Here is a 13,764-nt window from a genome sequence, read left to right as displayed (position 1 = left end):
TAAAAGGCTTGCGAAATTTTCGCAAGCCTTTTTTCTGCAAAACAATATGAATCCTCTGTAAAGAATGGTTCTTAGAAAAATTCCCATATCGAAAACAGCTAATTTGTAAACAATTCCTTTACCCCCGGACTTAGACATTTATTCAATTACCAGAGGTTCCATCATTTGTATAATGAAGCCTTAAAAACCTACTATGTTCAAAGCCTTTGGCTTCTGTCTGTACACGCTAATTATTTTTTCTTTCCTTGGTACTGCCTGTACCCCGGAAGCGGAAAAAGAACGACTTTTATTTGAACAACACTGCAGCTCCTGTCATCAATTACCCGATATCCAGGCACTTCCCAAAAGCCTGTGGGAAAAAGAAGTATTGCCCGAGATGGCCGCTCGTATGGGCATTAAGGAAGAAGGCTATAATCCGCTGAAAGACTATACTTTTAAGGAAATGGGAGCCGTGATCAAAAGTGGTATTTATTCTCAAAAAAGAGTCCTTTCAGATCAGGATTGGCAGAGGATCAAACATTATGTCCTGAAACAAGCCCCTGAAGAACTGCAGCAAAGCCTTTCCTATACAGCCAGGAAGTCTATTAGCGCTTTTAAGGCCCATGCAATAAGCCTTGATTCGCTGCGAGGAGCCAATTTTATTTTCATGCGCTACGAGCCGGAATGGCAGAGACTGCATCTGGCTGACATTCGTGGGAATATCCTCGAATATGACTACAGAAAGAGGCAGGTGAATAGTTTAGCACAAATTCGAAGGCCGATTTCTGATTTTACCCGAATGGATTCTGTCTCCTATGCTACCTCTATCGGCTACTTAAATCCCTCTGAACGGAGTTCTGGTAGCATCATCCGTATTCGAGATGGGGAGAGAAAAGAATTTAATCAGGTACTGCATCGTCCTGTGCACAGTTTGATAGAAGATTTAAACGGAGACGGAACCGCTGAATTGATCGTCAGTGAATTTGGACATTTTACGGGAAATCTGGCCTTATTTGAATTTGAGGGAGAGGATAAATTAGGGAAGCGGCTCCTGAATACCGAGCCGGGAAATACCCGAACGATTGCGATCGACCTGAATGCGGATCAAAAGAAAGACCTCGTGGTTTTGAAGGCTCAGGCCCGGGAAGGGATTTATGCGTATATGCAAAGTGGCGATTTGGAGTTTACCGAAAAAGAGTTGATTTCATTTAGCCCGATACTGGGAACCAGTTGGTTTGAAGTATTTGACTACGAAGGGGACGGTGATTTGGACATTGCCACGGTTCACGGTGATAATGCGGATAAAACCTATGTGCAGAAACCCTACCACGGCATGCGTTTGTACCTCAATGATGGACAGATGAATTTTAGCGAGGCCTTTTTCTTTCCCCTACATGGAGCTACACGTATTGTCGCAAGTGATTTTGACCAGGATGAGGACATGGACTTTGCCCTTGTGGCTTCTTTCCCCGACTATGAAAATCATCCGGAAGATTCCTTCGTTTACCTGGAAAACCTTCATGCTGAAAGCTTCAGTTTTTCTCCCCAAAACTTAGTAGAACCTCAGGAAGGAAGATGGTTTCTCATGGATGCCGGTGATCTGGATGGAGATGGAGACGAAGACCTCGTGATTAGTTCTTTTACCTATAACTTCACCCCGGTCCCGGAAGTCCTATCAGATAAATGGAAGCTTTCCTATCTGGATCTATTGGTATTGGAAAATCAGTTGATCGATGGGGAACAGTAACTTTAGTGCGTTCTTCTCAATCTAAGGACAATTTTATGTCTCTGAGTCCTGCACTCCCGATATTTCTATTCATCCCTGATTCTTATATATTTGCAGGAGAGAAAATTCAACACGACCTATAACACAATGTCTTCCCTGATTTTTCTTTGCCCGAATAATTTGAGCGAATTTCGCTTAGTATATTTTGTATGGACATAGAAGCGTTTAAATCAGAAATTTTAGAACTTCTAAAACAAGCAAGAAACAGAGAAGCTGCTGAAAAATTACGGGAAGTCTGTAAGAATGGGTCTTATCTGTTTAGAGCGACTGAAGAATGTCTAAAACGAATACAAAAGTTGGAAGAGGAATTTCTGCTTTCACCTCTGAAACCTTCAGACCATAATGTTCGCTGGAACCAGATTTCTGAGGCGCTTTTTTTGGTAGTTGAAAAACTTACTCTCGAAGAGCTTGAAAGCAACTAAGGCAGTATGCCTTTTATTTAAGGTAGAAATTTCTGCATCTTGACAATGAATTGTACCCTAAGACACACATAAGATTTATCTTTAAGCACAAACCATGTAACACCCTGGCCGGATTGGCATAATGGCTGATCGGCTCCAACACCAAATAACATGCAGAATTCTCTAAAAAGAACTTGCCTGTTCCTTTTTACTTGTTTTCATATTGTTTGCTCATTGGCTCAGGAAAGTGCCGATTATGAACTCCTATGGCAAATTGAAGGGAATGGCCTCAGTAAACCTTCTTACCTCTTTGGCACCATGCATGTCAAGGATGCACGTGCCTTTAATTTCAGTGACTCAGTGATGACTTCTATTGAAAAGTGTGGAATTTTTGCACTGGAAGTACATCCGGATTCCCTCATACGGGCCATGTTTGACCGCAAAAGGGAAAAGCCGGCCTCAAGTAAAATCGAGGATCTGCTTAGCGAGGAACAAATGAACTTGTTGAAGGAAAGGTTCAAGGAGATAAATGGGTATAATTATGATGAACTGGCCAATAAAAATACGGCGGTACTCAAACGATTGCTCCAACCCAAAATGAGTAAGGAAAATGACAAAGAAACCTTTGTCGACGCCTATCTCTATGGAATCGCCAAAACCATGGGTAAGCGTCTGGTAGGGCTGGAAGAAATCGGTACCCAATTGGATCTGATTGAAGGGAAAAGTGTAGAAGATCAAAGAGAGATGATTCTCAGTTTGATAGAGATGAATCAGGAGGAGTTTGATGCATATATGGATGATTTCGTTGGTATGTACGAGGGAGGGAATCTGGAGAATCTTCAGAGCAACCTTAATGGTCATGCTTTGGCTGATCCGGTGATGGTCGAAAGAAATGCAGTCATGGCTGATCGTATAGATCTGTTTATGAGTCAGGAGCCAACCTTTGCTGCGGTCGGTGCTGCTCATTTACCGGGCGAGCAAGGAGTGATCAGCCTTTTGCGTAAAAAAGGATATACCGTAGAAGCCGTCAATGCAACTTTCACGGGTCTTGCAGATAATTACAAGATTGATTTGATGCAGATGAAATGGCCAAGGTATCAGGATGATGCATTGGGATTTTCTGTGGAAATGCCAGGCATTCCTTTTCCAGATGATCGCTTTGATCCTATGCAAATGTTCCTGTATCCGGACCTGGCAACGGGAGCCTTTTACTCTATGTTTATTATCGATATGCGGACCCTTAAGCAGCAAATCTCCGAAGAGGATTTGCTCGATAATCTGGTGAAAAAGTTTAAAAGCAAAGAAGGCCAGGAATTGTTGAGTCCGAAGAAGTTTAAAAGGGGGGATATCGAAGGACTGGAAGGAACGGTCAAGACAGACAAAAAAATGGCACTGAAGTTTCAGATGCTGGTCAAGGATAAGATTTTTTACTGCATGCTTGCGGGTAAAGAATCCAGCAAAATTGAGAAACCATATCTTAAACGCTTTTTTGAATCATTGCAGCTATTCGAAGCAGAAGCTCCCCGGGAAAAAACATGGCTCACCCATAAGGATGATACTGCTGCTTTCTCCATTTCAATTCCTGCTAAAGCAGAAGTTCGTTACAATGTTTTTGAAAACCCCGCTGATCCTGATGGGGAACAATTCAAAGTGAAACTGTATTTATCAAATGATAAAAGCAATCAAACCAATTACATCTTTGGATACAATGATTTTCCCAGAGGCTACTATTTAGAAAATCGGGGAGAAGGATTGAATGCATTGGTTGAGGAAATTCAAAGCAATGGCGAACTGGTTTCGCCAGCCGACACGATTTGGAAAGATGGCTATGAAGGCCGCGAACTCAAATTGAAACTTGGAGAAAACACTTATATAATCGGAAGACTGTATGCACGGGGAAATCGAATATATCGGATATTCAAGCAGAGCTTTAGCCGCAATGAAGTACCTGACTTTGACGATCGTTATTTTGATTCCTTTAGGATTGAACCTTTTGAAAAGGGACAACTGAAAACCGTGATTGAATATGAAGATCTACCGGTGAAATTCTCCCTCTTTGGCGGGCATATTACGGAGCTTGATAGCAGTACAGATTATAGCTCTACCTATCGAAATTATGTGGCATTTCAGGATCGAAATCCTTTCACAGGAGGAGCCTATTTATTTGAGTATTATGAACTCGATCCATATTTCCGGGTAGATAGTCTCTCCGCCTACTATGATTTCTACAAAGGAGATATAATGGATTATGGGGATACCTTGTTGAGTGAAACGGATGTGAATATTGGCCCCTACAGAGGCAAAGAACTACTTATCCAGGACACCTTGAGTCATGAGAATTTCAGGTTGAGGTTTTGGTTGGAAAACAGGAATCTCTATTGCGCCAGTGTGTATGGTGAATTGGAGGAAATACAAGCTGAGGTTGCTGAAAAATTCCTTTCCTCTATTTCCTATATTAAAGAACCTGTACCCTTTGATTACCTGGCTTCCAAATCAAAGGATATCATTGAGGCTTTGAGTTCTTCAGATACGGCAGAATATAATAGAGCACTTGGAGCCTTTGAGTACTATGAATTTCTGGATGAAGATATTCCCCTGATTGAGGAAAGCCTTAAGCTTTCCTATCCTGATGATAGCCTGGAGACGGGTGCAAGGGGCCAATTGATAGAAGAAGTTTTTTACCTGGAAAGCGATGATGCGATTGCCAAGCTCAAAGAATTATATCAGCAGGAGAACCTTCCCTATGTTTTGAAAAATAAAATACTCTCTAGCCTGCTGGATCATGAGCATCCGGAGAGCTTGCAGGATTTTCTGTCTCTCTTTCTGAATAATCCACCCAAAGAAGTGGATAATGCCTGGAAATACCTTGAACCCTTTTATGATTCCCTGGGCCTGGCCTTTGAGTATTATGATAAACTTCTGCCTATGATGGAGATTTCAGATATGAAAAGTTCCATGCTGTATCTTTCAAAAGGTATGTTGAATAGTGGAGATGAGGATCTGGAAAAGCAAGTTCGGGAGAATTATAGTTACCTGATCAAGTATCGGGAAGCCGACCTAGAGCGCTATTGGGATAAACTTCAGGATACCACCAGCAATTCCTACATGGCAGAAATTCTGTATTACCTGCAAATTATGAGAAGCATGCCTTCAGATAAGCAAGGGGATGTCTTTAGCAACCGTTTGCTGAATCCTTTAGTGCCGGAATACTACCAATCTGAGGCTGTTAGAAGTCGCATTAGCCTCCGACAAGCTACAGATAAGGAATGGATCAGGAGATTCCTTGAGTCGGAAGATTATCAATATGTAATCCTGGAAGCTTATTCAGAGGCTGGAAAGCTTAAAGAGGTCCCCAAGAAATATAGAAATGCTGAGCAAATGGCTTATATCAACTTGCGCTACGTATTGTGCGAGGATGAGTCCTGCCCGGAAGAACTCAGGAAGCTGGGTAAGATTACAGATGGGGATAAAAGTATGTACGCCTTTGCGATCGTTTATTCTTCTTCGGATGGAACGAAATATGAGTACCTGGGACTTAGCGGTCCTTTTGAAGGTGATCCTGCGAAAACCGATGTGAAAAATCTTCCTGCTTTCTGCGATTGGGATATACTGGAAGAAGACTGGGAAGCTCAGGCAAAAGCCCTTTGGCAGACAAAAAAGGAATAAATCAAGCTCATAAACTCCCTAAAAGATCAGCCTATCAGAAAGTTTATCAACTGATAGGCTGATCTTTATCATGCAAAAACAAGGGCTTTTTAGTAATATGGAGTAATTAGAATCTAAGACCCGGCTATGCACGCATTTCGAATGACAAAAATTTTCTTTCTCTTGCTGGCCGTTTCCTGCTCCTCATTTTTGCACGCACAAGAGCTGGGAGCGGAGCAAATGAAAGAAGACCTCACTTTCCTCATGGACAAAATGGAGGAATTTCATCCCAATATTGATCACTACAATCCAGATATAAAAGCAAAATGGGACGCTTTTCTTGACTTAAAAGAAGAAAGCTATGATCCCATTGCACAATTTTCCCTCATCTCACGCATAGTAGCTGTCGCAAATGAGGGGCACTATGGCTTGGGAAATTGGGAAGATAAAGTACATAAAGGTTTCCTTGACGATGAATTTCGCTATCTCCCAATTGCAGTGAAAATAGTTGGAGACAGGATTTTTATTTGGGACCTTTTTACAGAAAAAGATGAGTTGGAAAGAGGTCATGAAATTATTTCTATCAATTCAGTAGGAGCAAAAGATATTCTGGATAAACTGCGGCAACACCTTCCCTCCGACGGCAATATTCGCAGCTATCAAAACCTAACCCTGAATACCGGATTCAACTGGATGTATTACCTCTACATTGAGCGAGCAGAGAAATTTTTGATTCAGGTAAAAGATGATATTCGGGGACGCTCAGGGAGATTTGAAATTCCCGCCTTAACTCGTGGCGAAATGAGTATCAATTTACGGGCGCGTCGGGCCGGACAGGGAGTACAGGCTTTTGTACCGAAAGATATCTCGGAAGTATATGAGTGGAAACAAGAGGAGGAATATGCCCTCCTTAGGCTAAAAACCTTTAGGCGAAGCCTGCTCGAAAAATATAAGATTAAAGCCAAGGATTTATACAAAGACTTATTTAAGGAATTGAGCCGAACAGGTAAAAACTTTTTGGTTATTGATCTTCGCAGCAATTATGGAGGGAGGACAGAAATGGCCTACGAAATGCTGCCCTATATCCAGCAAAAAGCAAGTAGCAAATATTTCAAGAAATCTTATTCCTGGAAAGGCAGAAGCAAATCCTATAAAACCCCTTCAAAAAGCAGATTTGCTTTCAAAGGTAAAATCTATGTGCTGATCAATGGTCGGACCTTCAGCGCAGCGGCATCTCTGGCGCGTTACCTCAAGGAATTTGGAGGAGCAACCCTCATTGGAGAAGAAGCCGGAAGTCGTTATGATGGATTCTCAGCAGGTTCTCAGCAAATTATCTACCTCCCGAATTCTAATTTTCGCATCGGGATTCCTCGCTACCGTACAGAATATGCGGGCCCGGGAGGACAGGCAGCAAAGGAAAGGGGACTTATTCCTGATTTTGCTGTCGATTATTCTTTGGAAGATTTACTCAAAGAGGCTGATAAAGAAATGGCACTAGCCAAAAGCCTGATATCGATCAATAAGTAGCATATTTTCTTTACTTTTTTCTGAAACAAACTCAGCGAATTGAGCTTTCTCTGTTAAAGAAATCATTCAATGGACACAATAGAAGTAAAACTCGAAGAAGCAGGCTCTAAAGGGAGAGCCTATATCGAAGCAGCCGCCACTACAGCTGCAGAAATGACCTATTCACTGGCTGGTACTCATCTGATCATAATAGATCATACAGAGGTCAGTAACGATTACAGAGGACAGGGATTGGGGCGAAAATTGCTCAACAAAATTGTCCATATGGCTCGTGAAAATGAGAAGAAAATTCTACCGCTTTGTCCCTATGCAAAAAGTGTATTTGACAAGGATAGTAAGATTTCGGATGTGTTGAGGTAGAGAAATTTGCGCATCTTTTGTTGCTGTGATGGGATTTACTTGATGAAATGCTATCTTGTACATCCATGAAGGATATCCGAAACAATTGAGTTAAGACTTTCGGAATCAAGCGCTTAATTAGAAAAAGTAAATCATTTTCGCCTATGAGGATTACTTTACTAATTCTTAGCACTGCCATTCTTATATCCTGTAGTAAGCCTGATTATTTACTGTTGAAAGAGGAGGCTCAGGCAGCCTATGCAGAAGATCGATATGATGAAAGCATAGGACATCTCAAGAAAATCCTGAAAAAAGAGCCTAAAAACGCTTCTTATACCCTTCTTATGGGGCAAAACCTCTATTATTTGGGGAAAGCGGAGGAAAGCCTGCCCTTTATCGAAAAAGCACTACAACTGGATCCGGAATATGCAGAAGCCTTTAGTGCAAGAGCTTCTTACCTTTCTTCTGAAGGAAATTTCAGGGGCGCTCTGGCTGATATCAGAAAGGCACAGGATATGCAGCCGAGCAATGCTGACTTTCTGATTGCAGAAGGATTGATCTATAAAAGAGCCGGGAAACTGGATGCTGCCCTTGTAAGTTTTGGGCGCGCTATTGAACTTGAAGGTGAAAATCCTCGTGCCTTTGAAGAAAGAGCTTTCATCCATCTCAGCAAACTTTCCTATGGCGACGCTATTCTGGATTTGGATAGGGTTGTCGAATTGGGAGATGCAAGTTCCCGCACCTATATAAATCGGGGATATGCCCGATTGGAGATAACGGCAGATTCTTTGGCCCTCCTGGATTTTGAGAAAGCCCTTGAATTGGCAGAGACTCGGGAAGCCCGGGGAATTGCTTACAACAATCTTGGCAATATCAAAATGATCCTCGGAGATGTAGAAGCAGCTTATCAGGATATCATTGCTGGAATCAACTTATTCCCTGATAATCCTTATGCCTATCGAAATAAGGCTTTGGTTTTGATAGCTATGAAAAGATTTCCGGAGGCTTGTGATGCACTCTCGATCAGTCTTGATCTGGGATTTGTCAAAACCTATGGGAATGAGGTGATCGAATTGAAGGAAAAGCATTGTAAGTAAGGGATAGCCTGGATTTCGACAGCCTTCATAGAATTTAATAAAAAGCATTTATTCGCTGCATCCCTTTTTGACTTTCTCTGTCTATTGGAGAAACTCAATTGCGTGAAACGAAAACTTTTCTTCTACACTTTCCTCCTATTCCCCTTCCTTACTTTCGCCCAAGAAGCAGAGCCCACATATCCTGCTCAATTAAGCTTACAATTGGGATATCAGAACTACAGAACACTGGCGAAGAATACTTCTCCACTGATCTATGTTTCTCATAATCTTTTGTTGGGCTTTTCTCTGGAAAAACAAAAAAATCGCAGCCTTCGAAACCTGCAATTATCTATCGGTTTGGGTAGCAATCAAGCTAAAGGATTGGGGCGAAGGGAAGCTGTCATCTATGACCCTTATGATATTTCCGGCAATAGGGATTCTTCGGTTTATGATGTGAATCCTTTACTATCTTTTGCCCAACTCGGATTTCAATTTGAGCAAGTTTGGAGTATTTCGGGCCAAAAGCCCATTTATGCCGGTATCAAAATCGAGGATCGATTCAGCTATGCTGGCATGGGAGCCGATAGCTGGTTTTACAATCAGCTTAGTATCGGTCCAAGTTTTCAGGCGAATCTTTTAAATCTGGATCAGAGTCAATTGATTGCCCGCCTTTCCTTCCCACTGCTATCCTTTATACTCAATCAACCTTATACCCTGGATCCCAGTTTGCCGGAAAGTAGCTATTTCAAAGCCTATCTGAAAACCGGATCAAGCCTTAAGACGCTAAATGAATTTCAACAAGTAAATCTCCTGCTTTCTTACCGCATAGACCTTCTATCGGGAAAGCAAACAGGAGTTAATTACCAGTTTATGTGGATGAATGACCAGCAATTTCCTGAAAGAAACCTCCGTGCCTACTCAAATTCTATTAGCCTCTTTTACCAATTCTAGTCATGAACAAGATCTATTTAACATCACTTTTTTCCCTCTGTATTCTGTTTATTTCTTGTGATAAAGTTCTCCTCGATGAAGAGCTACCCAATACTCCCAAAAGTAATTTTGAATCTATTTGGGGCGAGTTTCAGGCCAAATATGGTCTCTTTCAAATAAAAGGCATAGACTGGGATTCTGTGTATCAGGTCTATGAGCCTCAGTTGGAAAATACGAGTCCAGATGCGGAATTGTATGCAGTTCTGGTAGATATGCTGGCTGGCCTGGATGATAGTCATGTGGCCCTTGTACCTACTGATCAGGAGTTCCCATTCTTTCAGTCAGGTATAGTTGGTCAAATTGATGAGATTGATGATTTTGATTTGGAGGTGCTGAAAAACAACTACCTCACAGATGCCAAATTTGCGGATCCTTTCTTCACCTATGGCATGCTGGAAGGAGATATAGGATATGTCCATGTTGAGGGTTTTTCTGATTCGCCTGCTAATCTCGAAGCTCCTATGGATGAGGTTTTAGAGGCGCTTAAAGATGCCAAAGGAATCATCATCGATATTCGGGGAGGTTATGGGGGAGAGGATTTTGCTGGTCAATATATCGCTGGCAGATTTACAGACCAAAGGCGACCCTATATGCGGACTCGTGTAAAATCAGGTCCCGGAGCGGAGGAATTTACAGACTTTGAGGATTGGTCGATTGAGCCTGAAGGGGAGTTTCAATACCTCAAGCCAGTCGTAGTGCTAACTCACAATTATACCATCAGTGCTCGGGAAACTTTTGGTCTGGCTCTCAAGGTTTTGCCGGGAGTAATCTTTGTAGGTGAACGGACAGCTGGAGCTTTTTCTAATCAGATCAATCGAGAAATGCCCAATGGCTGGGGATATTCTCTGAGTATAGGGGATTGGAGGGATGCAGAGGGTGTGAGCCATGAAGGCATTGGCTTGATTCCGGATATAGAAATCAAAAATACGAAGTCAGATCTTCTTGAAGGGAAGGATATGGTCCTGGAAAAAGCCATTGAACTTTTGCAATAGCCATAAAAATTGTAGCCCTATAATTCGGTCGAAGGAGTTGCCATGCTCTTTCGACCATTTTCTATACGGGTTTGTAGGGCAGATTCCAGGCCTGGCAGTGCTGAGAAATCCTGTGCTAAGACTCAGTCTCGAAAAGTAAGATTCCCTGGCGGGGAAGTCATCTCTTGGAATCAAAAAAAAGGGGCTGAAATCTTCAGCCCCTTTTTTATTTATTCATTGGAAGATAGTTGTCGATCTTCCAGCTTAATTTTCTGGAGATTTATCGGCAACTCTCGTATTCTCGTTCCTGTTGCATCAAAGATCGCATTGGTTACTGCGGGAGCGATGGCAGGTGTGCCTGGTTCTCCAGCTCCTCCCGGAAACTCTCCGCTATTGATGATATGAACCTCAATCTCCGGTGCTTCATTCATACGGATCATCTGATAATCGTGGAAGTTGCTTTGCGCTACTTTTCCTTGATCTATCTTAATTTCTCCATACATAGCAGCCGTCAATCCGTAGATCACACCGCTTTCGATCTGAGATTTGAAACCATCCTCATGAACAGCGAATCCCGGATCAGCGGCACATACCACTTTATGCACCCGCACCTTCCCATCTTCTTTAACCTCTACCTCGGCCACTTCTGCTACGATGGTGCCAAAGGATTCGTGGATGGCAATTCCTCTTCCCCAGTTTTTGGGAAGCTCTTTGCCCCAATTCGCTTTTTCTGCAGCTGTTTCCAGTACTTTGAGGAATCTGGGGTTATCTGCGAGTAATTCTTTTCGATACTCATATGCATCTTGCTCCTGAGCCGCGGCCATTTCATCTATGAAAGATTCCGTAAAGAATGCATGTTTGGAGTGAGCCACACTTCGCCAGGGACCCCAGGGAATATGTGTTTCAAAGTCGGTATAGTGGGCATAGGTGTTGGCGATGGAATAAGGAATATGACTTGCCTCAGCAGGCTCCTTTTTGTACACGTATTGGTTGATCCATACGCTGGCTTTCCCATTTTCATCGATGCCTCCTTTGAAACGACTAGTGGCAGCTTCCCGGTAGAAATCTTGTTGCATGTCTTCTTCCCGGGACCAGATGAGCTTAACCGGGCTATCGAGCTCTTTTGCAATGCTGAGGGCTTGTTCGACCACATCATTTTGAGCCCTTCTCCCAAATGCTCCTCCCAGGAACTGGTTATGGACTTTGACATTTTCTTCATCCATTTCCAGAAACTCTGCAGCAAAGGCAGCAACTCCCAGCGGATTCTGTGTACCGGTCCAAATTTCTGCTATACCATCATGGATCCAGGCAGTACAGTTCATAGGCTCCATAGCCGCATGAGCCAGGTAGGGAATTTTGTATTCGGCTTCGATGACCTTGCTGGCAGAAGCCAAAGCTCCTTCCGGATCACCGGATTCGAAATCTTCTTCCTGTTCTCCATTCGCTACAGCATCATCCATCGCTTTGGCAAAATTACTGTAGATATCGGCTTGTATGACTGAATTATTGCTAGTCTCCCCGAAGTCAACTTTCACCTTGTTCAAGGCTTGTTTTGCGGTCCAGTAACCATCAGCAACTACAGCTACCGCTTTGTCCATATTGAGTACTTTGTGTACCCCTTTCATAGACTCAGCTGCACTGGCATCCATGCTTTTGACCGTATTGCCAAATACAGGGCTTGCCTTGATGGTGGCATATTTCATATTGGGCAAAGCGACGTCCATGCCGAAGCTGGCCGTTCCATTTACTTTTGACGGTATATCAAGACGCTGGGGAGAAGTACCCATAATCTTGAATTCTTCCGGCTTCTTTAGCTCTGGATTAGCAGGCATGGAAATTCCTGCAGCTTTAGGAGCTAATTCTGCATAGCTGGCAGATCTGTTATTTGCATCATCATAGATCATGCTTTTTTCAGCTCTCAAGCTACTTTCATCTACCCCCCATTCTTTCGCAGCAGCTTTAAGAAGGGTAGCTTTTGCCGCAGCCCCTGCTACGCGCATGCCGTGCATTCCGGTAGTCCGAACAGAAGTACTACCTCCGGTAATCTGCATATTCATGCTTTGCATGATTTTCAGGAAAGCTCCGTCAACCGTACCTACGAGGAAAGAAGGGATTTTTGTTCCTTGCAGCATGAAGCCTTTCCCCAGCGCATAATTTGCATATTCTTTATGGGCGGGAGCCTCCATGACTTTTATCTTATCCCAGTCAGCATCCATTTCGTCTGCCAGCATCATTGCCAGGGAAGTATGTACTCCCTGTCCCATTTCTGCATGGGGAATGATAGCCGTAACGCTATTATCCGGAGAAATTTTCAACCAAATATCAAATACGGTTTCATCATCGCTGGCAATCATGCCTTTTACGACCTCAGACTTATCTCCTCTTCTTATTGCTACGCCGAGGATCAACGCACCACCAGCGAGAACACCGCCGGTGATAAAAGCTCTTCTCGTCCACTTACCCATTGTTTTCAGAATTAGGAGTTGAAGCATCTGCCATCATTCCAGCGGCTCGTTTGATGCCTTTGCGAATGCGACCGTAGGTTCCACAGCGGCAAATGTTTCCGCTCATGGCTTTGTCTATATCTTCATCTGTAGGTGCCGGATTCTCTTTTAATAAAGCAACTGCCGACATGATTTGTCCAGATTGGCAATAGCCACATTGAGGAACCTGCTCTTCAATCCAGGCTGCCTGAATGGGGTGTAATTCCTCTCCTTCAGGAATGATACCTTCGATAGTCGTGATTTCCTTATCAGCGGCTGCTTGTAGGGGCGTTACGCATGAACGGATGGGTTTGCCATCCAGATGGATGGTACAGGCTCCACACTGAGCCATTCCGCATCCAAATTTAGTTCCAGTCAAAGCTGCCTGTTCACGAATGACCCAAAGCAGCGGGGTAGAAGGATCTACATCAAATTCCTTCACCTGACCATTGATAGTTATTTTGATCATAGATAGATAAATTCCGATTTAGGAGGAATATATGAAAGTATGAATATACATCAATTTGCTGACTTTTTACGAAGACTGATGAGATAAGGTGCCTGGAT

At 43.0% G+C, this 13,764-nt stretch carries 9 protein-coding genes; 7 read left to right on the top strand and 2 right to left on the bottom strand.

Annotation, left to right across the window (positions count from 1 at the left end; genetic code table 11):
• Nucleotides 1-193: 193 nt before the first annotated feature.
• The 7 genes from R8P61_20095 to R8P61_20065 all read left to right on the top strand — a co-directional run bounded on the left by R8P61_20095 (nucleotide 194) and on the right by R8P61_20065 (nucleotide 10,735).
• Nucleotides 194-1,726, top strand: a complete 1,533-nt coding sequence (locus R8P61_20095; protein ID MDW3649381.1) for a VCBS repeat-containing protein — start codon at nucleotides 194-196, stop codon at nucleotides 1,724-1,726.
• Nucleotides 1,727-2,337: 611 nt separating this feature from the next.
• The gene (locus tag R8P61_20090; GenBank protein ID MDW3649380.1) at nucleotides 2,338-5,832 is read left to right on the top strand and encodes a TraB/GumN family protein; all 3,495 of its coding nucleotides are present in this window, start codon (nucleotides 2,338-2,340) and stop codon (nucleotides 5,830-5,832) included.
• Between the two features lie 126 nt (nucleotides 5,833-5,958).
• Complete coding sequence (locus tag R8P61_20085) at nucleotides 5,959-7,338, top strand: S41 family peptidase (GenBank protein MDW3649379.1); 1,380 nt, start codon at nucleotides 5,959-5,961, stop codon at nucleotides 7,336-7,338.
• Between the two features lie 69 nt (nucleotides 7,339-7,407).
• Entirely contained in the window at nucleotides 7,408-7,698 is a 291-nt protein-coding gene (locus R8P61_20080; protein ID MDW3649378.1) for a GNAT family N-acetyltransferase, read from the top strand.
• A gap of 143 nt (nucleotides 7,699-7,841) precedes the next feature.
• Nucleotides 7,842-8,774, top strand: a complete 933-nt coding sequence (locus tag R8P61_20075) for a tetratricopeptide repeat protein (protein ID MDW3649377.1) — start codon at nucleotides 7,842-7,844, stop codon at nucleotides 8,772-8,774.
• 102 nt (nucleotides 8,775-8,876) lie between these two features.
• Entirely contained in the window at nucleotides 8,877-9,704 is an 828-nt protein-coding gene (locus R8P61_20070) for a hypothetical protein (GenBank protein ID MDW3649376.1), read from the top strand.
• A gap of 2 nt (nucleotides 9,705-9,706) precedes the next feature.
• Nucleotides 9,707-10,735 carry a S41 family peptidase gene (locus tag R8P61_20065; GenBank protein ID MDW3649375.1) on the top strand — a complete coding sequence of 343 codons (1,029 nt, stop codon included), beginning with the start codon at nucleotides 9,707-9,709 and terminating at the stop codon, nucleotides 10,733-10,735.
• A 209-nt stretch (nucleotides 10,736-10,944) separates the two neighbouring features.
• Here R8P61_20065 and R8P61_20060 read toward each other — a convergent pair whose 3' ends face one another.
• Nucleotides 10,945-13,179: a molybdopterin cofactor-binding domain-containing protein gene (locus R8P61_20060; GenBank protein ID MDW3649374.1), complete on the bottom strand. Its 2,235-nt coding sequence runs from the start codon at nucleotides 13,177-13,179 to the stop codon at nucleotides 10,945-10,947.
• The gene (locus R8P61_20055; protein ID MDW3649373.1) at nucleotides 13,172-13,666 is read right to left on the bottom strand and encodes a (2Fe-2S)-binding protein; all 495 of its coding nucleotides are present in this window, start codon (nucleotides 13,664-13,666) and stop codon (nucleotides 13,172-13,174) included. Before R8P61_20055 ends, R8P61_20060 begins: the two co-directional genes overlap by 8 nt.
• Nucleotides 13,667-13,764: the final 98 nt, after the last annotated feature.

This window comes from Bacteroidia bacterium, from assembly GCA_033391075.1.
Classification (GTDB): domain Bacteria; phylum Bacteroidota; class Bacteroidia; order J057; family J057; genus JAWPMV01.
This window is presented reverse-complemented; position numbering and strand designations above follow the sequence as displayed.